This is a genomic window from Seohaeicola sp. 4SK31 (assembly GCF_028802875.1).
In the GTDB taxonomy this organism is placed as follows: Bacteria; Pseudomonadota; Alphaproteobacteria; order Rhodobacterales; family Rhodobacteraceae; genus Seohaeicola.
On record NZ_JARAMP010000025.1, the window covers coordinates 1 to 24187 of the forward strand.

The following is a 24187-nucleotide window of genomic DNA, read 5'->3' on the forward strand; positions in this document are numbered from 1 at the left end:
CGCTTCATTGTAGGCTGGCCAGTTCCTGGTCTTGTAGGTCGGGGGTATGTGTCTGCTCATGCATCCCAGCTACCACGCTGGATTCACGAGATGAATCCCTCACAGGATTTGTGCAACAGAGCCACAACAATATCAACGGCGGTTTGCCCTTTGATATAATTGACCTCGGCGCATTTCGATTCACAGTCAGCGAAAATACAAGGGCGCGGGAGGCCCTGACCTTTGGAGCAAGAGCAAGCGCTGGCTTAGATATCCCCTTGGCGCAGGGTCTGATGTTGAATGGGTTTGCCCAAATCGGGCGCAGACATTCCCCTGAATTTCATACCAATATCACCGACCGCTCCGTCGGGCTTTGCCTACGCTACACTGCGGACACATGGACCTACGCGGATGGATGCCTGTCGAAAGGCGATCTTGACAACGAACGGAACACGGCAAGATCACACACACGGTCGCTATCCGTCGGCCATCTGTTCGACAGCGCACCGGCCACACATGAACTGTCTGTAACAGTCATCCAACAATCAAATAACGGAATTGACCAGAACCGCGTACGCGTGGCCTCAAGAAGTATGATCAGCGCATTCGGTGCCGTGGATGGTAGTGTCACCTTTGGCGAGATAATTGAAGGCAACCTGAGGCAAACATTTGCCGCCGATCTTGGATATGGTGCCATCTTGATCGGCAAACCGACACGTCTGTCGATCAGTTACGCCGAAGAGAGGGGTGGCAATCTTTTCGGTCAGAACCGATCAGAAAACAGTATCACCTTCAGGGCAAGTCGCACAGTTGTAAGAAATGTCATGGCTTATGTGAGTCACAAAATCACAAGGTCCAGCATTCCTGAATTCAGCAATGATAGCTGGGGGTTCGGTTTCGAATATACCGGACTCCGCTGGTAGTAGCCTACGAGGCAAAACGGATATTTGAGGCGGTCAGTAACTCTCCGCCCCGATCAGACGGTCGATCGGCGCGTAGTTGTCGGTCAGCACGATGGGATTGCGCGCGGCTTTCAATTGCGCCTGCGCCTCCGCCGGGATGCGGGCAAAGGTGATGGGGGCGGGTGACATGCCTTGCAACATGTCCACAGCGGTGGGGCTGAATCCTGCGGCGATGATGTTGATCATCCGCTCGCCGGGTTCGGGGCGGCGGGCTTCTGTCCAGATTTCCACATGGGGAAAGACCTGTTCCAGTGTATGGACCAGCGACATGAGCGCGATCATCCGGTCGGCGTGGTCGATCACGTTCATCAGAAACACACCATCCTCGGTCAGATGGTCGCGCACCAGCGTGAAGAACTCTTCCGTCACCAGATGCGCGGGCACCGCAATGTCGGTGAAGGCGTCGCCGATGATCACGTCATAGCGGCTGCCATCGGTGCGCAAGGCGGTGCGTGCGTCCTGATTGAGGATACGGGTGCCCTCGGGGTCGAACCAGAAATCGCGGATCGCCACCTTCGTCACCGTCGGGTCGATCTCGGCGACCGTCACATCGGGGCGCGGCGCCATTGTTGACCATTTGCGCGGCACGGTGAAGGTGCCGCCGCCGATGAAGAAGGCGGAAAAATCCGTGCCGCCCATCCGCTCGCGCGCCAGCAGGTCCAGCAATGCAGCGTGATCGTAGAAGATCACCTCGGGCAGGTCACGGGCTGACACACCGTGGACCAGATGATCCAGCACCATCAGCCGGACCGGGCTGTTCGGATCGGCCGAGACATCCTCGACCCGGATGCAGAAATAGTCGCTTTCCTCGGTGCAGGGGGATGGTTGCGCGATGGTGGCCCCGGCCAGCACCAAACCGACCAGCGTTGCCAGCCCCGCGACCAGCATGCCGGACGGATCGCCCGCGCGCCGTGCCAGCCACAGGATCAGCAGCGCGGCGACAAGGTAGCACAGGGTCACCAGCGCTAAAGTGCCTACAGAGCCCAGCCAAGCAACAAAGACGAATCCGGCCAGAAGTGTGCCCGCGATGGCGCCGATGGCCCCTGAGGCGAACATCGCACCCAGCGCGCGTCCCGATTGATCGGGCGCCGCCGCCACCGAAATCTGCGCCAGCACTGGCGCGGGGATGCCGGCAAAGAACGACGGCAGGAAGAATGCGATCATGCACAGCGCCACAATCGCGCCGATCGGGTTCGCGATATGCGGCAGCAGGACATCGGCCCCGCTGCGCAGGACGAATACCGCCAGCGCCGTGGTCAGGCCCGCGCCCAGCATCGACCAACCGGTCCAGAGCAACGCGCGCGGCGCCTGCATCTCGGCGATGCGGCCACCGGCCCAGTGACCGGCAGAGAACCCCGCCAGCACCACGGCAATGATCGATGTCCAGGTATACAGCGACATGCCCACATAAGGCGCCAGCATCCGTCCCGCCACGATCTCGACCACCAGCGAGGCGGCAGACACGGCGGCTTGCAAGATTACCAGCACGGCGACGCTGGGCAGTCTGTTATTCACGTCACCTGATACGATGCTGTTCATCGCCTGTCCTCCCCGACCGGATCATCTGCGGGGGCAGTTGGGACAAAACGGCCTTGGGCTGCAAGAGTGAAACGGCACATTCGAATGCAAAAACCCGCAAGTGTGCACTTGCGGGTCAGCCAAAGAGTCCTTGGAAACGGTGGCTCAGCGGCCCCATTTGCGGACCGGGCCGCAATCCATATGCACGAAATTCGAGCCGGAATAGCTTCCGACGCCACCGGCACGGCAGGCGGCCGCAGCGCGGGCCATCTGACCGACCGAGCGCGAGGCCAGACGCAGATCGGCAGCTTGGCCCTGAAGGTGAAGCGAGTTGCGCGCCACGCCGGACGAATTCGAGCGCAGCATGGCATTGGTCTTGGGGCTGCGATACCCAGACAGCAGCATATAAGGCTCGTTCACATCCAGCAGGTTGTGGGCTGCGGCCATGATGTCGATGGTGCGCAGGTCCATCTGCTTGATGTCATTGGTCCGCCAGTCACGCATGAAATGGTTGATCTCGGCCACGGCGTCCTTGATGTAGTCGCCTTCAACCCAGTAGATCGTGTCAAGGCGTTCGCCAGTCCGACCCGAGTACATCTTGATGCGCCGGATATCCCCGCTGCGGCGCAGGAAACCTGCGGCTTTGGAGTAGGTGGGCGCTGCTATCAGAGCGGTTGCCGCGAACGCACCCAGAAGGGCCCGGCGCGAAATGCTCGAGGAGTTGTCTTCGGTCATGGTGAGCGTCAGTCCCGTCGCTTGCCTGTTTCCCCGCGATGTTACGCGGCTTTCTGCCATCCATCCCCAGATGCTGCGTAATGTATTACACATAAGGAATCGTGAACCAAGTCACGGTTCCCTTCTTTTTTGCCGCGCAAGGACTTTTCGGCGAAATCTCGCCAATCGCGGTGTTGGGCCTTATTTCTTTGGTAAACCGATGCAAGCCTGCACCACCTCGGCGGATGCCACGACAAGATGACAAAATGTGAATGGACTTTCGCGGTCCAAGTTTTCACTGCTGGACACTACAGTTAGCCCGTATTGGAGTAAGGAACGCGATGTTTGGCGTTGGCCAGCTTTTGACACCCGTCCAGCCCCGTATGGCTGGTTTGTCCCGCATGATACAGTCTCTGGCCCTGATACCGGCGGTGTCGCTGGGCATGACCGAGGTTGTTCTGGCGCAGACTCAGATTGCGCCGCAGGTGCAGACCGTGGCCCAGACTCTGACGCCCGAACAGGCGCAGTCCCTCGCGCAGGCGGGCGCGCAGATGCGCGTCACTGCGTTCAAGCAGGCCGTAGCCGAAGCTGCGTCATCGGACAAGGACATCGCCGCCTTCTATCGTGATACCGGGTATCGCCCTCTGTGGACCGGAGAAGGTGCACAGGATACCGATCGCCGCCGCGCCCTGATGCAGGCGATCGCCGATGCCCCCGAACATGGTTTGCCGGTTGCCCGCTATGAGGCTGACACGCTGATGGCCGCGATGCGCGCCGCGCAAAGCCCGCGTGATCTGGGCCAGCTCGAGGTTCAGATGTCGCGCATCTTCCTGCGCTTTGCCCGCGACCTGCAGTCCGGTATTCTCGTGCCGTCCGAGATTGACCGCGGGATCGTGCGCAAGGTGGCCTATCGTGACCGCCTGTCGTTGCTCAACAGCTTTGCCGGCAGCACACCTGCCGCCTTCTTCCGCACCTTGGCCCCGTCGACGGCCGAATATAACCGGCTGATGAAAGAGAAGATGCGCCTTGAGCGTATTCTTGGTCAGGGCGGTTGGGGCGAAACCGTGCCCGTCAAGGCGCTGGAGCCGGGCGACAGCGGTGCCGCCGTCGTGGCCCTGCGCAACCGGCTGATCGCGATGGGCTATCTCGAGCGCAGCGCCAGCCAGACCTATGACGCAGCCATCCAGGCGGCGGTGCAAAGATTCCAGACCGATCACGGGCTGAATGCCGATGGCGTGGCCGGAGCCACGACCATGACCGAGATCAACACGCCAGTGGCGGATCGCCTGAAATCGGTGATCGTCGCGATGGAGCGGGAGCGCTGGCTGGGCGAGGAACGCGGCAAGCGCCATATTCTTGTCAACCTGACCGATTTCCAGTCCAAGATCATCGACGATGACAAGGTGACATTCCAGACCCGCTCGGTCATCGGGGCGGTCGATCCGGCCAAGCGCACGCCCGAATTCTCGGACATGATGCAGTATCTTGAAATCAACCCTGACTGGACCGTGCCCACAGGCATTATCCAGCGCGATTACCTGCCAGCGCTTCAGCGCAACCCCAATGCGCTCGGGCACCTGCAAGTGACCGATGCGCGGGGCCGGGTGATCCCACGCGGCAATATCGACTTCTCGCGCTATACCGCCCGCACCTTCCCCTACAATCTGCGGCAACCGCCCAGCCGGTCGAACGCGCTTGGGACGGTAAAGTTCATGTTTCCGAACCCCTATGCGATCTATCTGCATGACACACCCGACAAGAGCCTGTTTTCCCGTGAAAGTCGGGCCTATTCCAACGGCTGTGTGCGTCTGAACGATCCGCATGACTTTGCCTATGCGCTGCTGGCCCGGCAGGAGGCTGATCCCAAGACCTTCTTCCACACGATCCTCGACTCGGGTCGGCAGACTCGCGTGAACCTGACGGAACCTGTGCCCGTACACCTCATCTATCGCACCGCCTTTACCAGCGCGAAGGGCAAGACCAATTTCCGCCGCGACGTTTACGGGCGTGACACAAAGATATGGGAAGCGCTGGAACGGGCAGGGGTGGAACTGCGCGCAGTTCAGGGGTAGATCTGCCCCGTCAGGAACGGGGGGCAGCATGGCCTATACGGTAAAGCAAATCGCGGCGGCGCTGGGAGCAGAGGCTTTCGGCGCTGTTGACCTGTCGGTGGCGGGTGTCGCCGAACCTGCCATGGCGGGACCCCAAGATCTGGCATTGGCGATGTCGCCCAAATATGCGGAAGGTCTGCCCCGCGGGCAGGCGCGCGCGGCCATGCTTTGGTCCGGCGCGGACTGGGAGGCCCTGGGGCTTGAGGCGGCGATCGTGGCTCCACGCCCTCGCTATGCCATGTCGGGACTGTCCGCCATGATGGACAAGGGCGAAGGCTATGCGGCGGGCATCCACCCCTCTGCCGTGATCGATCCCTCGGCGCAGATCGGTGCGGACGTCTCCATCGGCCCCTTGGCCGTGATCGGCGCGCGGGCGCGGATCGGCGCGGGATCGGTGATCGGACCACAATGCTATGTCGGCGCGGATGCGGTTCTGGGTGAGGGGGCTTTTCTGCGCGAAGGCGTGCGTCTTGCTGCGCGCGTGTCCATCGGCGCGCGGTTCTTCGGCCATCCCGGCGCAGTGGTAGGGGCGGACGGGTTCTCCTTTGTCACGCCTGAACCTTCGGGGGTCGAGAAGGCCCGCGCCACGCTGGGCGATCAGGGCGAGGTCGCGGCCCAATCCTGGGCCCGCATCCATTCGCTGGGCAGCGTCACCATCGGCGATGACGTGGAACTGGGCGCCAACAGTTGCATTGATCGCGGCACGGTGCGCGACACGCGGATCGGCCACCGTGTGAAATTCGACAATCTGGTGCATATCGGGCATAATGTGGTGATCGGGAATGATTGCCTGATCTGCGGTCAGGTGGGGATCGCAGGTTCGACCCAGGTGGGCAATAACGTGGTTCTGGCTGGGCAGACCGGCGTAGGGGACAATCTCTTCATCGGGGACAATGTCATCACGGGCGGCGCCACCAAGATCATGTCGAACGTGCCTGCGGGCCGTGTGATGCTGGGTTATCCGGCTGTGAAGATGGATAGCCATATCGAAAGCTACAAGGCGCTGCGCCGGTTGCCGCGCCTGTTCCGCGATGTCGCAGCGATCCAGAAAGCAGTTTTCAAGTCGGACAAGAGTGACTAAATCGGCACCGCAATATCCGCTTGGCCCGCCATCAGGCGGGGTATGAGCAAGACCACAATGGAAGGGCGTATCCATGAGCATCTCGGACCGTGTCATCGCCATCATCGCCGAACAGGCCGTGCTGGACCCTGCCGACGTGACCCCGGACAGCACGCTTGAGGATCTGGGCATCGACAGTCTGGGACTGGTCGAAAGCATCTTCGCCATCGAGGAAGCCTTCGACATCTCGATCCCCTTCAACGCCAACGAGCCCGAGAAATCCGATTTCGACATCTCATCTGTCGCCAGCATCATCGCGGGGATCGAGAAGCTGATGGCAGAACAGGCCGGGTCGTGAAACGTGTTGTCATTACAGGCGCGGGGACGATCAACGCGCTTGGCCATGACGTGCCCCAGACCCTTGCAGCCATGCGCGAGGGGCGCTGCGGCATCGGCCCGCTGGAGTTTCGTGACGTGGAGCGGTTGTCGATCCAGATTGGCGGCCAGATCAAGGGGTTCGAGGCCGAAGGCCATTTCAACCGCCAGCAGATGACGCTCTATGATCGTTTCACGCAGTTCACCCTGATGGCCGCGCGCGAGGCGATCCGGCAGGCGGGGCTGGAGTTCAGTGGCGATCTGGCCAACCGCGCGGGCGTTGTTCTGGGCACCGCTGGCGGCGGTGTCAGCACATGGGACGACAATTACCGGGCTGTCTATGAAGAGGGCAAGAACCGCGTCCATCCTTTCGTCGTGCCCAAGCTGATGATGAACGCGGCCGCCTCGCATGTGTCGATGGAATACAACCTGCGCGGCCCCAGCTTCACGGTGTCCACTGCCTGCGCCTCCTCCAACCACGCGATGGCGCAGGCCTTTCAGATGGTCCGCTCGGGCATGAGCCCGGTGATGATCACGGGCGGATCTGAATCCATGCTGTGCTTCGGCGGGATCAAGGCCTGGGAAGGGCTGCGCGTGATGTCCAAGGACGCCTGCCGTCCGTTTTCGGCCAATCGCAACGGCATGGTACAGGGCGAGGGGGCGGGGGTTTTCGTGTTCGAGGAATTCGAACATGCCCGCGCCCGCGGGGCCGAGATTCTGGCCGAAGTGGCGGGCTATGCCATGTCCTCGGACGCGGCCGATATCGTCATGCCGTCCAAGCAGGGGGCGGCGCGGGCGATTGCCGGTGCACTGCGCGATGCCGGGATCGCGGCGGACAAGGTGGGCTATATCAACGCCCATGGCACCGGCACTGCCGCCAATGACAAGACCGAATGTGCCGCCGTCGCGGATGTGTTCGGCCCGCATGCAGACCAGCTGATGATCTCCTCGACCAAGTCGATGCATGGGCATCTGATCGGGGCAACAGGGGCGGTGGAACTTCTGGCCTGTATCATGGCGCTGCGGGACGGGATCATCGCGCCCACCATCGGCTATGAGGAATTCGACCCCGAATGTGCGCTGGACGTGGTGCCGAACGAAGCGCGCGAGGCGCAGGTCGATGTGGCGCTGTCGAACGCCTTTGCCTTTGGCGGGCTCAACGCGGTTCTGGCGCTGCGCCGGGTCTGAGCGCCGCTCATGAAAAAGCCGCCCCAAGGGACGGCTTTCCCTAGCTCTCGGCGGTAAACCCGATCACTCGGTCGGCACGGTCACCTTTTCATATCCGGCTGTGAAACCCGACAGCGACAGCTTGACCTCGACCCGCTCGTCCGGCGCAACGAAGGGCACCAGCGTCACGGTGGCCGATGCGCCTCGCTTGTACGAGGCGATATCCTCGGCGGTCAGGCCGATACGGGCATAGCATCCCTGACGGTCGCAGACCGAGAAGGGGTAACGCTTGGGCTGCGTACCATCAACCGTGATGGTCAGCTGCGCGGTCAGCAGCGTCTCCAGCGGCACGGCGACCAAGGCACCGGCTTCGGCCTGTCCGCCTGCAGGCAGTTTGAAGATCCGCATATTGGCGACCTGATTGCCTTCGCCATCCGTCAGGGTCTGAAAGATCTGGCAGGGCTCTTCGCCTTCCTCGACCTTGAGGCATTCCACGGACCAATCGCCCGAGACTTCACGCACATAGGTCTGACCCGCCTGCGGTCCGTCGGCAACCGTCTCGCCCATGGCAAGGCCGGGGTCGGCGGGCGCGGGGGCCGGGGTTTCCGTCTGCGGTGTCGTCGTGGTGTCCTGCGCAAAGGCCGGGCCTGCCACGGCCAGTGCCGCGACGATCGAAATCCGTGTCAGAAAATGGTTCATTCTTTCCGGTCCTGTTCCTGAAAAACACTGTTGCGGGCGCTCTATCATGTCGGTTCGCCAATGTCAGGGCGCATTTATGGATCCTTCACCGACAGGGGCGGAAAACTGCCGGGGTGCGAAACATCAGGAACGCATCTCAACTGACGGATCAGGAACAATAAAAGGGGCCTTGCGGCCCCTTTCTTGTATTTTTTTGCTCCCCGTCGGACTGGCCGACTTAGTCATTGGGGTCACGCTAATTTGAATCCCGCCATCGGTCAACAGGCAAGGGATCACAATTTCGCCGCAGATCGAAAAAAGGCCGCATCCAGGGATGCGGCCAGTCTGACAGGGAGGAAAAACGCCCGAAACCGCACGGTTGCGCGGCATCGGACAGGATTCACACTGGCAGATAAAGGTTAAGCTTGTATTTTTGACGTCACGCCCGCAGGGGCAATCTTGAACTGGGCCGGGCTAGGCGAAAGGGGTGACCGTGGAGAATGCGATTTTTGTGGGCGGTGGTGGCGAGGGCTATGGCACCAAGCAGGGCTTGCTGCTGAACTATGCCAACCGGCACGGCTTGATCGCCGGGGCAACCGGCACTGGCAAGACAGTCACGCTGCAGATTCTGGCCGAGGGGTTTTCTGCGGCCGGCGTGCCGGTTTTCATGTCCGACGTGAAGGGGGACCTGTCGGGCTTGGCCCTTCCGGGTGATCCTGCCGGAAAGCTGCACACACCTTTCACAGAGCGCGCGGCCAAGATCGGGTTCGATGATTTCGCGTACACGGCTTTTCCGGTGACCTACTGGGACATGTTCGGCACCCAAGGGCATCCGGTCCGCACGACTGTGGCTGAAATGGGACCGCTCCTCCTGAGCCGACTTCTGGAACTGACCGAGGCGCAGGAAGGCATTCTGAACATCGCCTTCCGCATGGCCGACGAGCAGGGCATGGCGCTTCTGGATCTCAAGGACCTGCAAGCCTTTCTGGTCTGGCTGGGCGAAAACCGGGGTGAGGTGTCGCTGCGCTATGGCAACATCGCCGTCGCCTCGGTCGGCGCGATCCAGCGGCGGTTGATGGTGCTGGAAAACCAAGGGGGCGCGCATTTCTTTGGCGAACCGGCGCTGGAACTGGCGGATCTTATGCGCTGCGACACGGATGGGCGCGGGATGGTCAATATCCTGGCCGCAGACCGTCTGATGCACAGCCCGCGCCTTTACGCGACCTTCCTGCTATGGTTGCTCTCCGAACTCTTCGAGACCCTGCCCGAGGTTGGCGATCCCGAGAAACCCAAGCTGGTGTTCTTCTTCGACGAGGCACATCTGCTGTTCAATGATGCGCCCAAGGCCCTGGTCGAAAAAGTCGAACAGGTGGCGCGCCTGATCCGGTCCAAGGGCGTCGGCGTCTATTTCATCACGCAAAGTCCGGGTGACGTGCCCGAGACGATCCTTGGTCAGTTGGGCAACCGGGTGCAGCATGCCTTGCGCGCCTTCACCGGCAAGGACCAGCAGGAGTTGCGCCGCGCCGCGCAGACCTATCGGACCAATCCGCGCTTCGACACCGAAGATGCGATCCGCGAGGTGGGTGTGGGCGAGGCGCTGACCTCGTTTCTGGAACGCAAGGGTATTCCCGGCATGGTCGAACGGACGTTGATCCGACCGCCATCCTCGCAACTGGGACCGATCACCGAAGCGCAACGCAGCGCCCTGATCCGCACGTCGGATCTGTTCGGCAAATACGAGACGCCGCTGGACCGGGATTCGGCCTATGAAGCGTTGCAGCGCATCGCGGCAGAGGCGGCGCGCGAGGCGGAAGAGGCCGCGGCTGCCGAAGCGCGCGCCGCGGAGGAGGAGCGTGAGTTCAAATCCGCCCGCCGCTATCAGCCGACCAGCGCGCCCAAGCGCAGCGGCACAAGTCGCAGCCGCGAACCTGACAGTCTGGGCGAGGCCTTTGGTCAGGCCGTTATCAAGGAGTTGAAAGGCACGACCGGCAAACGGATCGTGCGCGGTATTCTGGGCAGCCTGTTCCGGGGCCGCTGACCGACCGGTTCAATGGAAAAGGCCCGCGCGGAGCAATCCGGGCGGGCCTTTCCTACAGGTCAAGATCACTCACTTCTCAGGGATCAATCCGCGCGGGCTGAAACGCAGCACCAAGAGCAGGATCAGACCCATGGTGAACAGACGCATATGCGCGGCGCTGTCCATCAGATGCGTTTTCAGCGCACCATCCGTCATACCCGAGGTCAGCGAGCTCATCAGCCATAGACCGATAGGTTCCACCTGCACCCAAAGGAACCAGATCAGGAAACCACCCAGCACAGCGCCGAAGTTGTTGCCCGATCCGCCCACGATCACCATCACCCAGACAAGGAAGGTAAACCGCAGCGGCTGATAGGTGCCCGGCGTCAACTGCCCGTCCAGCGTGGTCATCATGGCCCCCGCGATACCGCAGATGGCCGATCCGAGAATGAAGATTTGCAGATGGCGGCGGGTCACGTCCTTGCCCATCGCCTCGGCTGCGACCTCGTTGTCGCGGATCGCGCGCATCATCCGGCCCCACGGCGAATTCAGCGCCTTCTGCGCCATCCACAGCAGGATCACCAGCACCACGGCGAACAACGCGGCGTATTCCAGTTTGACATAGATGGTCGAGGCGGTGACCGCATCCAGCCCAAAGCCCGCCGCGCGTTCCACGAATTCCGGGTCGCGTTGCAGGTCCACTTCCAGCGGCACAGGGCGGGGAAGGCCGATCACGTTCTTGACGCCGCGCGCCAGCCAATCCTCGTTCTTCATCACGGCGATGATGATCTCGGCGATGCCCAGCGTGGCAATGGCCAGATAGTCGGACCGCAGACCCAGTGCCGTCTTGCCGATGATCCACGCGACTCCTGCGGCCAGCAACCCGCCCACGGGCCAGGACAGCAGGATCGGCAGACCCAGACCGCCGATATTGCCGGTGGATGCGGGGTTGATCGACTCGACAGCATCGACACCGGGATCATAGACCGCGCGATAGAGGAAGAAGCCAATCGTCAGGATCGCAAGCATTGCCAGAGTGCGCGCCCGACTGTTCGGCATGCGCTGATAGGTCAGCACGGCCGCCACGATGGTGGCCGCCCCCATGAGCAGACCCAGCACGATGCCATAGCCGCCTGCGGCCCATGCCCCTTCGGTGGGCGGCATGGCGATCAGCACCGAGGCCAGACCGCCGAGGGCGACGAAGCCCATGATACCCACGTTGAACAGACCTGCGAAACCCCATTGCAGGTTCACCCCCAGCGCCATGATCGCGCTGATCAGGCCCATGTTCAGGATCAGCAGCGCGGTGTTCCAGCTTTGCATCACACCGGTGATCACGATCAACAGGGCGACAATGGCGAACAGCCCGGTATTCTTGACCATCTCGTTCATACCGATTTCCCCTTGAACAGGCCCGTCGGGCGGAACAGCAGCACGACCAGCAGGATGATGAAGCTGACGGCGAATTTGTAATCGGTGGACAGAAGCTGCACCAATCCGTCAGGGCCCATCCCGTCAGGCAGGGCGTAGACCAACACTTTCTTCCACGCATAGGTAATCGTCACCTCGGAAAAGGCGATGACGAAACCGCCCGCGATGGCGCCCACCGGACTGCCCAGACCACCCACGATGGCGCTAGCGAAGATAGGCAGAAGCAGTTGGAAATAGGTGAAGGCCTTGAAGCTTTTGTCCAGACCGTAAAGCGTGCCCGCCACGGTGGCCAAGGCCGCCACGATAACCCAAGTCACCACCACGACCTTTTCAGGGTTGATGCCCGACAGCAGCGCCAGATCCTCGTTATCGGAATAGGCGCGCATGGATTTGCCCGTGCGCGTCTTGTTCAGGAACCAGAACAGCAGCGCCACCACGACCACCGCCGTCACGACGGTGATGCCGGTCGAGGTGCGGATCGCAAGACCTTCCTCAAGCCCCGTCATGTCGCGGAAGGTGCGGGCCGAGATGATGAACCGCTCGCCATCCGAGAAATTGTGATCATCCGGCCCGATGATGAAGCGGACGACACCGTTCATGATGAACATCACGCCCATGGACACGATCACAAGGATCACCGGCTTGGCCTTTTGCATGCGGTAGAAGCGATAGACGGCGCGGTCCGTCAACAGCACGAACAAGGCGCAGCCCGCAATACCGAAGGGCAGGGCGAGGATGGCTGTGGGCAAGGGCCCAAGGCTCAGCCCCATATGCTGGAACCACCATGTGAACAGAATGGTGATCATGGTCCCAAAGGCCATTGTATCGCCATGGGCGAAGTTGGAAAACCGCAGGATGCCATAGATCAGCGTCACGCCCAGCGCGCCCAGCGCCAACTGGCTGCCATAGGCGATTGCGGGAATGATGACGAAATTCGACAGCGTGATGAATGCGTTGAGAAGATCCATGCCTCAGCCCCCCAGGAACGATCTGCGGACCTCGGGGTCGGCCATCAGGGCCTTGCCGGTGTCGGTAAAGGCATTGCGCCCCTGAACAAGCACATAGCCCTTGTCGGCGATCTCCAGCGCCTGACGGGCGTTCTGCTCGACCATCAGGATCGGAATACCCGTGCGCGCCACTTCGATGATGCGGTCGAACAATTCATCCATCACGATGGGACTGACCCCTGCGGTGGGTTCATCCAGCATCAGGACCTTTGGTTTGGTCATCAAAGCGCGGCCGACAGCCACCTGCTGGCGCTGCCCGCCGGACAATTCACCCGCTGCCTGATGGCGCTTTTCCTTGAGGATCGGGAACAGGTCATAGACCTGCGCCATGGTATCGCGGAAATCGTCCTTGCGGATGAAGGCCCCCATTTCAAGATTCTCCTCGACCGTCATCGAGGTAAAGATATTGCTGGTCTGCGGCACGAACCCCATGCCCTTGACCACGCGGTCCTGCGGCGTCAGCGCAGTGATATCCTCGCCGTCCAGCAGAACGCGGCCCGAGCGCACGTCCAGCATTCCGAAAACGGCCTTCATGGCGGTAGACTTGCCCGCGCCATTGGGACCGACGATCACGGCGATCTCGCCGCGGTCCACGGCGATGGTGCATTCATGCAGGATGTCCGGGCCCTTGCCATAACCGCCGGTCATCGCCTCGCCGATCAGGAAAGGGCCGCCGGGCGCGGAGGTGACCGCACCGCTTTTGCTGCGGGGCATGGCTGTGCCCTGTCCCGTGGGGTTGGTGATCGAGCGGTCCTTGTTGCCGCGATCATCCTGATAGGGGTTGCTGCTGCTCATGCGCCCACCATGTCCTTGTTCTTCAGGCCGGTGCCCAGATAGGCCTCGATCACCTGCTCATTGGCCTTGATCTCGGCCAGCGTGCCCTCGGCCAGAACCTTGCCCTCGGCCATGCAGATCACGGGGGCACACAGACGCCCGATGAAATCCATGTCATGTTCGATCACGACAAAGGTATAGCCGCGTTCCTTGTTCAGCTGCACGATGGCATCACCGATGGTGTTCAGCAGGGTCCGGTTCACGCCGGCGCCCACCTCGTCCAGAAAGACGATTTTCGCATCCACCATCATGGTGCGCCCCAGTTCCAGCAGCTTTTTCTGCCCGCCCGAAATCTGGCTGGCCTTCTGTTCGGCCAGATGGCTGATCGTCAGGAATTCCAGCACCTCATCGGCCTTGGCGCGCAGGGCGCGCTCCTCGTCCGCGATGCGTTTGCGTCCGAACCACGTGTTCCACAGGCTTTCGCCGGACTGGTTGCCCGGAACCATCATCAGGTTCTCGCGGCAGGTCATCGAGCCGAATTCGTGCGCGATCTGGAAGGTGCGCAGCAAGCCTTTGTGAAACAGGTCGTGCGGCGGCAGACCGGTGATATCCTCGCCCATCATCGTGACCTTGCCCGACGTGGGTTTCAGCACACCGGCGATCACGTTGAACAGCGTGGTCTTGCCCGCGCCATTCGGGCCGATCAGCCCGGTGATGGCCCCCTGCCTGATCTCGAGCGAGGCTCCGTCAACGGCACGGAACCCGCCAAACGCCTTCACGACGTTGTCGACTTTGATCATACCTTTTCCCCCGGCACTGTTGTTGTCGCGTGCCTTTATCTTAAGCAAACGGCGCGGGGGAAGCCCCCGCGCCGTTCGTTTCCGTAGCGTCAGATCACCGGAAGTTCACGGTCTCGATCTTGCCGTCCTTGATCTCGATCTCGCGGTAGTTGCCCGCGGATTCACCCGGTCCGATCAGCTCGACCGCGGTGGCACCGACATAGTCGATATCGCCGCCAGCCTTGATGATCTCGATGGCTTTGGCCAGCTCGCCGGGGAAGATTTCCTCACCGGGGGCGTTGGCCAGATCCATGATGTGATCCTTGAAATCAGCAGAAGCGGTGGAACCAGCCTTCTCCATCGCCAGCAGGATCAGCGCCGCCGCGTCATAGCTTTCCGGAGCGAAAGCCGAGGTGCCGTCGAAGCCGGCCTCGGTTGCCTTGGCCTGGAACATTTCCGCGCCTGCGCTGTCGGTGCCGGGATACTGGCCGAACGACCCGGTCAGACCGTCGCCGATATCATCGACCAGCTGCTGACCAACCATGCCGTCGGGCAGAACGAAGGTATCGAACGCGCCCGAGTCGAGGCTGGCCTGGATGATGCCCTTGCCGCCCTGGTCGGTATAGCCTGCAACCACCAGAACCTCGCCACCGGCCGAGGCAAGCGCCGCGACTTCGGCGGAATAGTCGGCCTTGCCGTCTTCATGGCTGGCGTTGATCGTCACGGTGCCACCAGCTTCGGTGAAGGCGGCTGCGAAAGCATCCGCCAGACCCTTGCCATAGTCATTATTGGTATAGGTCAAGGCCACGGATTTGATGCCACGGTCCATGATCACTTCGGTCATCACGACGCCCTGACGCGCATCCGACGGTGCGGTGCGGAAGAACAGGCCGTCATCTTCGGCGGTGGACAGGCCCGGCGAGGTGGCCGAGGGCGAGATCATCACGACACCGTTGGGACGCGCCACGTTCTGCAGGATCGCACCGGTCACACCCGAGCAATCCGCGCCCATGATGGCGTTCACGTTCTCCGAGGTGATCAGACGCTCTGCCGCAGCCGTGGCCGCGCCAGCGTCGATGCAGGTGGAGTCGCCGCGCACGGAGGTGACGGTCGCGCCATCCAGCAGGGTGCCTGCGGCGTTGACTTCGGCAATCGCCAGTTCAGCGCCGGCCGCCATGTTCGGGGTGATCGATTCCAGAGGGCCGGTGAAGCCCAGAATGATGCCGATCTTGATCTCCTGTGCCGAGGCAGCACCCGACAGCAGAGCGGTCGCGGCCGTGGCCAAAAGCAGTCTTTTCATGTTGTTCTCCCATATTGGAACATTAAGTCCAGTGGGCAGGTTATTGCCACTTTGATCAAAAGAAAAGCGCAATGCGAGCCGTGCAATCACCCGATTGCGACTTTTTGTGAGGGGGAAGGCCCCTATATGAAGGGTCAGAACACACCGGACCCAAGGTCAATCCAAGGAGCACATGAGGATGCGCGCGGCTCTTCTGACGACAGCCCTCACGGTGACGATCTGCACCATGCTGGCCACGACAGGCCCGTCACAGGCGCTGGATGCAAGTGGTCAGGCGGTGGAGGTCACGTCCATGGCCGATGGGTTCGAAACGCCATGGGCCGTGGGGTTCCTGCCGGATGGGGGTTTTTTGGTCACCGAACGGGAAGGACGCCTGTGGCATGTCGGAGCAAATGGCCAACGCAATCAAGTGTCCGGTCTCCCCGAGATCCGGGTGGCGGGGCAGGGTGGCCTTCTGGATGTGTTGGTCCCACGGGATTTTGCCCAAAGTCGTGAGATCCTTTTCAGCTATGCCAGGCCGCAGGGCCGGTCCGAGGGAACCGCGATGGCCATCGCCCGCCTGTCGGAGGATCGCAGACGGCTGGAAGACATGCGCCTGTTGTTCGAGATGAAGCCCGGCTCGTCCGGCGGGCGGCATTTCGGTGGCCGTCTTGTCGAGGCGGCGGATGGCACGATCTTTCTGACCACGGGCGACCGGGGCGACGATGACAGCGCGCAGGATTTGCTACGCCACAACGGCAAGGTGATCCGCCTCAATCGCGATGGCTCGGTGCCCGCGGACAACCCTTTTGTCGGTCGCGATGATGCGCTGCCCGAAATCTGGTCCTGGGGGCATCGGAATCCCCAAGGGGCCGCGCTGGATGCCGAGGGGCGGCTGTGGCTGGCTGAACATAGCGCACGCGGCGGGGATGAGGTCAATCTGGTGCAACGCGGGGCAAACTACGGCTGGCCGGTCATATCCTACGGGCGGCATTATTCGGGCCTCCCGATTGGCGAAGGCACCGCGAAGCCGGGGATGGAGCAACCGCAGATGTATTGGGACCCGTCGATGGCGCCCTCGGGCATGGCGGTCTATACGGGCGATCTATGGCCCGACTGGCGCGGTCAGATGTTCGTCGGATCTCTCAAGTTCGACTATGTGGCCCGCATTGGCGGCACGCCCTTGCGGGAAGCGGAACAGATCAAGGGCCGCGAGACTGACCGCGTCCGGGATATCCGGCAAGCGCCTGACGGGTCCATCTGGTTCATCAGCGAAGGCCGGGGCACGATCTATCGCATCGCGCCCTGACACGGTTTTCAGATCGACAGTCGCGTCGCATGGCTGCCCCGTTCGCGGTAGGGCGTTGTGTCATAATGCGCGCGGTAGCATTTCGAGAAGTGCGAGGGTGAGGCAAAGCCGCAGGCCAGCGCCACGTTGATCACGCTCATATCTGTCTGCATCAGCAGGTTGCGCGCTTTCTGAAGGCGCAGCTCCATGTAATAGCGCTTGGGGCTGCGGGTCAGATAGCGGCGGAACAACCGTTCCAGCTGCCGCGTCGACATCCCCACATCGCGCGCCAGCACCGACGGGCTGATCGGTTCTTCGATATGGCTCTCCATCATCTGGATGACCCTGCTGAGCTTGGGATGGCGCACACCGATTCGGGTCGGCACAGACAGGCGCTGCGTATCCTGATCCGTGCGGATCGAGGAATAGATGAACTGGTCCGCCACCAGATTGGCCAATTCCTCGCCATGGTCGGTCGCGATCAGCTTCAGCATCAGGTCGATCGAGGCGATCCCGCCCGCCGTGCTGAACCGGTTGCCATCCACCACAAAGACCGATTTGGTCAGATCAACCTCTTCGAACTCCTCGGCGAAACTGTCTTGGTTTTCCCAATGGATCGTAGCGCGCTTTCCGTCCAGCAAACCCGCCTTGGCCAAGGCATAGCTCGCGGTGCACAGCCCGCCCAGCAACATGCCTTTGCGCGCTTCGCGGCGCAGCCACGAGATCACCTTCTTGGTGGTCGATTTCTGCACGTCGACGCCACCGCAGACCACAACCACGTCGTCTCGGGTCAGGTCTGTCAGATCGGAATCCAGTTGAAACTCGGTGCCCGCAGAACAGCGAATCCTGGTCCCGCCTTCGCCGATCAGCATCCACGTATAGGCCGTGCGCCCCAGCATGCGGTTGGCAATCCGCAGGCTTTCCAGTGCCGAAGCGAAACTGAGCAGGGTGAAATTATCAAGCAGGACAAAGACAAAGCGCCGCGGTGCCGCAGCCGGGGCTGGATCCTTGACCATAGGTCGGGGCGAAGGCATGTGACGGGCGCTCCATCGGTGTTGTGCGGCAATTGAACAGGTTTGCTTATCCGCATCAAGGGCCGCAACGGCGTTCTGAGGTGCAATTGCGCCAAAACGCGACCTGTTCGCGTCGCCTTTCACTGTCGTGTTGAAAATCGCTTGTGGCATGAGGGGCGCGGCTTTTGTATAGAAGGCCGGACTTCAGGACTCTGGCGGAGATAGAGACATGACCGAGTGGCAGAAAACCGATTGGCGCAAACGCCCCCGGGTTCAGATGCCCGACTATACCGACGCGGCCGCGTTGTCGGCGGTCGAGGCGCAACTGTCGAAATATCCGCCGCTGGTCTTTGCAGGCGAGGCGCGCAAACTCAAGGCCGCTCTGGGCGAGGCCGCACGCGGTGAGGCGTTCTTGTTGCAGGGTGGCGATTGCGCCGAAAGCTTCGACCAGTTCAGCGCCAATGCGATCCGCGACACCTTCAAGGTCATGCTGCAGATGGCGATGGTGCTGACCTATGGTGCCAAGGTGCCCGTTGTGAAAGTGGGCCGGATGGCGGGGCAATTCGCCAAACCGCGCTCGGCCCCGACCGAGGTGATCGACGGGATGGAGCTTCCCTCCTATCGCGGCGATATCATCAACGATCTGGCTGCCACACCCGAGGCGCGCCAGCCCGATCCCGCGCGGATGTTGCAGGCCTATCTGCAAGCGGCCGCAACTCTGAACCTTCTGCGCGCCTTTTCGACGGGTGGTTATGCCGATGTGCATCAGGTCCATAGCTGGACGCTCGGCTTCACCGAGGGCGAGAAGGCCGCCAAATACCGCGATATGGCCAACAGGATCAGCGACACGCTGGATTTCATCAAGGCGGCCGGTATCGACAGCAAGATGGCCCATACGCTGCAAACGGTGGATTTCTACACCAGCCATGAAGCGTTGTTGCTGGAATATGAAGAGGCGTTGACGCGTCTTGATACCACCTCGGGCAAGTGGCTTGCAGGGTCGGGCCATATGGTCTGGATCGGGGACCGCACGCGCCAGCCCGATGGCGCGCATGTGGAATATTGCCGGGGCGTGCTGAACCCGATCGGTTTGAAATGCGGGCCTTCCATGACTTCGGATGACCTCAAGGTGCTGATGGCCAAGCTGAACCCCAAGAACGAGGCGGGCCGCCTGACCCTGATCGCGCGTTTCGGCGCGGGCAAGGTCGCCGAACATCTGCCGCGTCTGATCAAGACAGTGCGCGACGAGGGCGCAAATGTCTTGTGGGTCTGTGATCCCATGCATGGCAACACGATCAAATCCTCGACCGGCTACAAGACCCGGCCGTTTGACGCTGTGCTGCGCGAAGTGCGGGAATTCTTTGCCGTTCACAAGGCCGAGGGCACCATCCCCGGCGGCGTGCATTTCGAAATGACGGGGCAGGACGTGACCGAATGCACCGGCGGACTGCGCGCGGTCAGCGATGAGGATCTGTCGGATCGGTATTACACCGCTTGCGACCCACGCCTGAACGCCAGCCAGTCGTTGGAACTGGCCTTCCTCGTGGCTGAAGAATTGTCCAGCCTGCGGGCCGAGCGTCAGGCGGCGGCCGCCGTTTGATCCCGCAAGGATGTATCAAACCATAAACGGCAGGCCATTGGCCTGCCGTTTTTGTTTGAGGGGTCAGAGATCAGGTGTGACCAGCCGCAGATGGTGGCTTGGCGTTGCCTTTGCAGGCGTTTGCCCATATGGGCGAAACGGTGTCACGCGATCCGCAAACCCATGTGTGGAACGCAGTGATGGCGCTACCTCGCGTGGTGCGGTGCCGCCTGCGGTTTCGTCATAGCCCCCAATCTGCCTCAGGCGGCGATCCCGGATCACAAAACGGCGCGGCGTGCGGCCAATACTGCCGGAACTGTCCAGACAGCCAAGAATGCGGTTGATCCCACCATCCTCGCCACGCAGCGGCAGCAACAGCAGACGTGCCTCCAGCACGGGTTTGCCGATCCCTTGATCCGCCTGAAGCGACAGGGTGGCGATGGTCGGCGTGCCACAGACGGTTTCAAGACAGGCTGCCAACGCGTCCCGCGCCTCGGTCTCGAAAAAGGCACTCAGCGGCATCCCCCGGACCTCCATCCCCAGCAGGTCGGCCAGATGCGTGCCCGCGATCCGCAGGCGGCCCACGCCGGGTGCGATCTGTTCAAGGATGAAGGCATATTCCAGCGAGGCTTCGATGCCGCGCGGATCGACCTCGGCCCGCCCCGGCACCGCACGCCGCCCGCGCAGCGCGTGCCAATAAGCCTCAACCATGGAAATATGGGGAAAGCGCGCGTCGGTCCGGTGTCGGTTCATCACGATCACATTGCTGGCGGCGCCCTGATGGGGCGTATCCTGGTCTTTACGCATCACGGCTGGTCCTTGTCGCGCCGGGCCTGACACAGTGACGGGACAGGAACCGACGACCGGTCCTGTAGCCGATCCTAGGCCAGGGACTGTTACTCTTTCCTTAATGTGCCACGAGTCGTCGAAAATTTGTCGTGAAATCGCAAGGCGTGGTTAACCTTCGGGCAGAGGGCGGGTTCTTGCCGTTCAGGGCGGGAAGCATTAGGGCATCGCTCCAAGCGCCATGATTGCCAACGGAGGAGTGCCGCAGGTGATAGAATCAATGACCGGATTTGCAACCGCCAAGGGGGCCGCGCTGGGGGCCAGCTGGAGCTGGGACCTGCGCAGCGTCAATGGCAAGGGGCTGGATCTGCGGTTGCGCGTGCCCGACTGGATCGAGGGGCTTGAGGCGCGGCTGCGCACGCGTCTGACGACCGAGGTCGGACGCGGCAATGTCACGCTGAACCTGCGGCTCTCGCGTGACGAAGGTGCAGTGGAACTTTCGGTCAATCCGGCCGGGCTGAACGCAGCGCTGCGCGCCATGGCCCAGGTCGAGGCCGAGGCGATGCAGACCGGCCTGTCGCTGGCCCCGGCCACGGCCGCCGATATCCTCGGGGTGCGCGGCGTTCTGGAAAGTCGCGGGCTGGATCAGGAAAGCGGCCCGCTGCTGGCCGCTCTCATGGCGGATTTCGAAACCGTGCTGGCCGACTTCCGCGCGATGCGCCGCGCCGAGGGGCGCGCGCTTCAGGGCGTGATCGACGGGCAGATCACGCAGATCGCTACACTGGTCGACCAGATCGCCGCCGCAACCGAAGCCCGCGCCACCGAGATGGCCGCGACGCTGCGTGCCAATCTGGCCCGCGTGCTGGACAATGCCGACGGGGCCGATCCGCAGCGCGTGGCGCAGGAATTGGCGCTGATCGCGGTCAAGGCCGATGTGACCGAAGAAGTGGACCGCCTGCGCGCCCATATCGACGCGGCCCGCGCGCTTCTGAGCAGTCCCGAACCCGTGGGCCGCAAGCTGGATTTCCTGATGCAGGAGTTCAACCGCGAGGCCAATACCCTGTGTTCCAAATCGCAGCATAAAGCCTTGACCCGGATCGGGCTGGACCTGAAAACCGTGATCGACCAGATGCGCGAGCAGGTCCAGAACATCCAGTAAGGGCAAGATGATGGAAAGCAAGACCATGGAACAACGGCGCGGGCTTCTGATCATCCTGTCCTCACCCTCGGGTGCAGGAAAATCCACGCTGGCCAAAAGGTTGCGCGACTGGGACCCGACGATCCGCTTCTCGGTTTCGGCTACCACGCGGTCGCCGCGCCCGGGCGAGGAACATGGGCGCGAATACTATTTCCACAGCCGGGCCGAATTCGAGGCGATGGTGGCCGGCGACGCGATGCTGGAACATGCCGAGGTGTTCGGCAACCTTTACGGCAGCCCCAAGGCCCCGGTCGAGGCGGCGATCACCGCCGGCAAGGACGTCCTGTTCGACATCGACTGGCAAGGCGGACAGCAGATCCGCAATTCCAGCCTTGGCAAGGATGTGGTGTCGATTTTCATCCTGCCGCCTTCGATCCGCGAATTGGATCGCCGTCTGCGCACGCGTGGGCAGGACAGCGACGAGGTGATCGCGGGACGGATGCAGAAATCGCGCGACGAGATCAGCCATTGGGCCGAATATGACTATGTGCTGGTCAATGACGATCTGGACCGTAGCACGGCCAATCTTCTGGCCATCATCACCGCCGAACGCCTGCGCCGCGACCGGCAGACCGGGCTGAACGGCTTTGTCCGCACATTGAACACCGAATTCGAGGATCGCACATGACACTTTACGCTTTGGATGGAAAATCCCCGCACCTGCCCGCCGACGGGGATTGCTGGATCGCCCCTGATGCCAATGTCATCGGCCATGTGGTGCTGGAGAGCGGGGCCTCGGTCTGGTTCGGCGCGACGCTGCGCGGCGACAACGAGGTGATCCATATCGGCGCGGGCAGCAATGTGCAGGAAAACACCGTCATGCACACCGATATCGGCTATCCGCTGACGGTGGGTGCAAATTGCACCATCGGGCATAAGGCGATGCTGCATGGCTGCACCATAGGCGACAATACCCTGATCGGCATGGGGGCCACGATCCTGAACGGGGCAAAGATCGGCCGGAACTGCCTGATCGGGGCAGGGGCACTGGTGACTGAAGGCAAGGAGATCCCCGACGGATCGCTGGTCATGGGGGCGCCCGGCAAGGTGGTGCGGCAACTGGACGAGGCCGCGATCGAGGGCCTGCGCCGCTCGGCGCTGGGATACCAGATGAACATGCGCCGTTTCGCCAAAGGTCTGACCGCGCTCTGAGCGGCGAGGCTGCGCAGGGATATTTAAGGCAAGAAGAAACACAGGGCGAAACTGGGGGCAGGGGCCATGGCCACCGCTTGCTGTCGCCTGCGGCCTGTGCCAGTTGTTGCGCAGCAACAGGAAAGACATGCCATGAAGAACTCCAAAGGATCGCTGATCCGCCCCGTTCCCCTGCCTGACAGCATCAGCCGCCCGGTGGTGACGCCGCTCAGCCCGTCGGTCGTGTATGCCTCGGACACGCCGGACGATCTGGACGCCCAATATGAGGGGCGCACGCAGGGTTATACCTATGCGCGTGAGGGTCATCCCAATGCCGATGTGCTGGCGCAACGGATCGACCTGCTGGAAGGCGGGCAGGGCGGGATCGTCACCTCTTCGGGGATGTCGGCCGTCACGGCGGTGATGATGGGTCTGCTCAAGGCGGGCGATCATGTGCTGGGCGGCGATCAGCTCTATGGTCGGTCCCTGCGCCTGATGAAGCAGGACCTGCCGCGTCTGGGCATTGCCACCAGTCTGGCCGATCCCACCGATGTAGCCGCGATGGAGGCGGCGCTGCGCCCCGAAACGCGGATGATTCTGGTCGAGGTCGTGTCGAACCCGACGCTGCGCGTGGCCGATATCGAAGGTCTGGCCAAGCTTTGCAAGACGCGCGGCATCCTGCTGGCGGTGGACAATACCTTTACCACACCCCGCGCCTATCGCCCCTTTGAGGCGGGCGCCGATATCGTCATCCATTCCGTAACCAAGCTGCTGGCCGGCCATTCCGATGTGACGCTGGGCTATGCCTGCGCCGCCGATCCGGTGCTGCAAAAAGCGATCTATGATTTCGCCGTCACCACCGGCCTGACCGCCAGCCCGTTTGATTGCTGGCTCGCCGAGCGGGGACTGGCGACCTTCAACCTGCGTTTCGACCGGGCCGAGGCGAATGCCGCGGCGCTGGCCGATCATCTGGCGGGCTTGCCGGGCGTCAAACGTGTGCTCTATCCGATGCGCGCAGATCACCCTGACCGGGCGCGGGCGGGCGAATTGCTGGGCACGCGCGGCTGTAACATGGTCAGCTTCGAGCTGGAGGGCGGACGCGGGGCCGCCAATGCCTTTACCCGTGCCGCCGATGGTCTGGCCTTTGCGCCGACGCTTGGCGATGTGGGCACCACGCTGTCGCATCCGGCCAGTTCCTCGCACCGCGCCCTGCCTGCGGCGGAACGTGAGGCGCTTGGCATGAGCGAGGGGTTCTTCCGCGTCTCGGTCGGTCTGGAAGAGCCGGAGGCGCTTTTGGCGGTCTTTGCGCGCGCCGTAGCCGCCACGCGCGGCGCGGGCTGA

22 protein-coding genes are annotated in these 24187 nt (G+C 62.2%); 12 read left to right on the top strand and 10 right to left on the bottom strand.

Going from position 1 to position 24187, the window contains the following annotated elements:
• Window positions 1-110 precede the first annotated feature (110 nt).
• Window positions 111-902 (top strand): hypothetical protein, encoded by a 792-nt coding sequence (locus tag PVW27_RS17625; protein WP_274560008.1) that lies wholly within the window; start codon window positions 111-113, stop codon window positions 900-902.
• A gap of 33 nt (window positions 903-935) precedes the next feature.
• Here the strand turns inward: PVW27_RS17625 and PVW27_RS17630 are convergent, their stop codons facing one another.
• Window positions 936-2480 (bottom strand): fused MFS/spermidine synthase, encoded by a 1545-nt coding sequence (locus tag PVW27_RS17630; RefSeq protein WP_274560010.1) that lies wholly within the window; start codon window positions 2478-2480, stop codon window positions 936-938.
• Window positions 2481-2624: 144 nt separating this feature from the next.
• Entirely contained in the window at window positions 2625-3194 is a 570-nt protein-coding gene (locus PVW27_RS17635) for a YcbK family protein (protein ID WP_274560012.1), read from the bottom strand.
• A 530-nt stretch (window positions 3195-3724) separates the two neighbouring features.
• On the opposite strand from PVW27_RS17635, the gene PVW27_RS17640 reads away from it, so the two are divergent.
• From PVW27_RS17640 to PVW27_RS17655, 4 genes are all read left to right on the top strand, one after another.
• On the top strand, window positions 3725-5245 hold the full coding sequence (locus PVW27_RS17640) for a L,D-transpeptidase family protein (protein ID WP_274560079.1): 1521 nt from the start codon (window positions 3725-3727) through the stop codon (window positions 5243-5245).
• Between the two features lie 28 nt (window positions 5246-5273).
• Window positions 5274-6365, top strand: coding sequence for a UDP-3-O-(3-hydroxymyristoyl)glucosamine N-acyltransferase (gene lpxD / locus PVW27_RS17645; RefSeq protein ID WP_274560014.1), 1092 nt, complete (start codon window positions 5274-5276; stop codon window positions 6363-6365).
• 73 nt (window positions 6366-6438) lie between these two features.
• Window positions 6439-6702, top strand: a complete 264-nt coding sequence (locus PVW27_RS17650) for an acyl carrier protein (protein ID WP_274560016.1) — start codon at window positions 6439-6441, stop codon at window positions 6700-6702.
• A complete protein-coding gene (locus PVW27_RS17655; protein WP_274560018.1) occupies window positions 6699-7907 on the top strand; it encodes a beta-ketoacyl-[acyl-carrier-protein] synthase family protein in 1209 nt (402 codons plus the stop codon). Before PVW27_RS17650 ends, PVW27_RS17655 begins: the two co-directional genes overlap by 4 nt.
• A gap of 63 nt (window positions 7908-7970) precedes the next feature.
• Here PVW27_RS17655 and PVW27_RS17660 read toward each other — a convergent pair whose 3' ends face one another.
• Window positions 7971-8585: an invasion associated locus B family protein gene (locus tag PVW27_RS17660; protein WP_274560019.1), complete on the bottom strand. Its 615-nt coding sequence runs from the start codon at window positions 8583-8585 to the stop codon at window positions 7971-7973.
• Between the two features lie 472 nt (window positions 8586-9057).
• On the opposite strand from PVW27_RS17660, the gene PVW27_RS17665 reads away from it, so the two are divergent.
• Window positions 9058-10602: a helicase HerA-like domain-containing protein gene (locus PVW27_RS17665; protein ID WP_274560020.1), complete on the top strand. Its 1545-nt coding sequence runs from the start codon at window positions 9058-9060 to the stop codon at window positions 10600-10602.
• Between the two features lie 69 nt (window positions 10603-10671).
• Here the strand turns inward: PVW27_RS17665 and PVW27_RS17670 are convergent, their stop codons facing one another.
• The 5 genes from PVW27_RS17670 to PVW27_RS17690 all read right to left on the bottom strand — a co-directional run bounded on the left by PVW27_RS17670 (window position 10672) and on the right by PVW27_RS17690 (window position 15872).
• Window positions 10672-11973, bottom strand: a complete 1302-nt coding sequence (locus PVW27_RS17670; RefSeq protein ID WP_274560022.1) for a branched-chain amino acid ABC transporter permease — start codon at window positions 11971-11973, stop codon at window positions 10672-10674.
• Window positions 11970-12980, bottom strand: a complete 1011-nt coding sequence (locus PVW27_RS17675) for a branched-chain amino acid ABC transporter permease (RefSeq protein WP_274560024.1) — start codon at window positions 12978-12980, stop codon at window positions 11970-11972. Before PVW27_RS17675 ends, PVW27_RS17670 begins: the two co-directional genes overlap by 4 nt.
• A gap of 3 nt (window positions 12981-12983) precedes the next feature.
• Complete coding sequence (locus PVW27_RS17680) at window positions 12984-13814, bottom strand: ABC transporter ATP-binding protein (protein WP_274560026.1); 831 nt, start codon at window positions 13812-13814, stop codon at window positions 12984-12986.
• Window positions 13811-14593, bottom strand: a complete 783-nt coding sequence (locus PVW27_RS17685; protein WP_274560027.1) for an ABC transporter ATP-binding protein — start codon at window positions 14591-14593, stop codon at window positions 13811-13813. Before PVW27_RS17685 ends, PVW27_RS17680 begins: the two co-directional genes overlap by 4 nt.
• Window positions 14594-14687: 94 nt before the next feature.
• Window positions 14688-15872 carry an ABC transporter substrate-binding protein gene (locus PVW27_RS17690; RefSeq protein ID WP_274560029.1) on the bottom strand — a complete coding sequence of 395 codons (1185 nt, stop codon included), beginning with the start codon at window positions 15870-15872 and terminating at the stop codon, window positions 14688-14690.
• Between the two features lie 172 nt (window positions 15873-16044).
• Between PVW27_RS17690 and PVW27_RS17695 the strand changes: the two genes are divergently transcribed.
• The gene (locus PVW27_RS17695) at window positions 16045-17160 is read left to right on the top strand and encodes a PQQ-dependent sugar dehydrogenase (protein WP_432762095.1); all 1116 of its coding nucleotides are present in this window, start codon (window positions 16045-16047) and stop codon (window positions 17158-17160) included.
• An 8-nt stretch (window positions 17161-17168) separates the two neighbouring features.
• On the opposite strand, the gene PVW27_RS17700 is transcribed toward PVW27_RS17695, so the two are convergent.
• Window positions 17169-18173 carry a GlxA family transcriptional regulator gene (locus PVW27_RS17700; RefSeq protein ID WP_274560030.1) on the bottom strand — a complete coding sequence of 335 codons (1005 nt, stop codon included), beginning with the start codon at window positions 18171-18173 and terminating at the stop codon, window positions 17169-17171.
• Window positions 18174-18381: 208 nt separating this feature from the next.
• On the opposite strand from PVW27_RS17700, the gene PVW27_RS17705 reads away from it, so the two are divergent.
• Window positions 18382-19752 (top strand): class II 3-deoxy-7-phosphoheptulonate synthase, encoded by a 1371-nt coding sequence (locus tag PVW27_RS17705; RefSeq protein WP_274560032.1) that lies wholly within the window; start codon window positions 18382-18384, stop codon window positions 19750-19752.
• A gap of 63 nt (window positions 19753-19815) precedes the next feature.
• Here the strand turns inward: PVW27_RS17705 and PVW27_RS17710 are convergent, their stop codons facing one another.
• On the bottom strand, window positions 19816-20538 hold the full coding sequence (locus tag PVW27_RS17710) for a PAS domain-containing protein (protein WP_274560034.1): 723 nt from the start codon (window positions 20536-20538) through the stop codon (window positions 19816-19818).
• Between the two features lie 259 nt (window positions 20539-20797).
• On the opposite strand from PVW27_RS17710, the gene PVW27_RS17715 reads away from it, so the two are divergent.
• The 4 genes from PVW27_RS17715 (at window position 20798) to PVW27_RS17730 (ending at window position 24187) form a co-directional block, all read left to right on the top strand.
• Entirely contained in the window at window positions 20798-21676 is an 879-nt protein-coding gene (locus tag PVW27_RS17715; protein ID WP_274560036.1) for a YicC/YloC family endoribonuclease, read from the top strand.
• Between the two features lie 25 nt (window positions 21677-21701).
• Complete coding sequence (gmk, locus tag PVW27_RS17720) at window positions 21702-22343, top strand: guanylate kinase (RefSeq protein ID WP_274560082.1); 642 nt, start codon at window positions 21702-21704, stop codon at window positions 22341-22343.
• Window positions 22340-22867 carry a gamma carbonic anhydrase family protein gene (locus tag PVW27_RS17725; RefSeq protein WP_274560038.1) on the top strand — a complete coding sequence of 176 codons (528 nt, stop codon included), beginning with the start codon at window positions 22340-22342 and terminating at the stop codon, window positions 22865-22867. Before gmk ends, PVW27_RS17725 begins: the two co-directional genes overlap by 4 nt.
• A gap of 132 nt (window positions 22868-22999) precedes the next feature.
• Window positions 23000-24187 carry a trans-sulfuration enzyme family protein gene (locus PVW27_RS17730; protein WP_274560039.1) on the top strand — a complete coding sequence of 396 codons (1188 nt, stop codon included), beginning with the start codon at window positions 23000-23002 and terminating at the stop codon, window positions 24185-24187.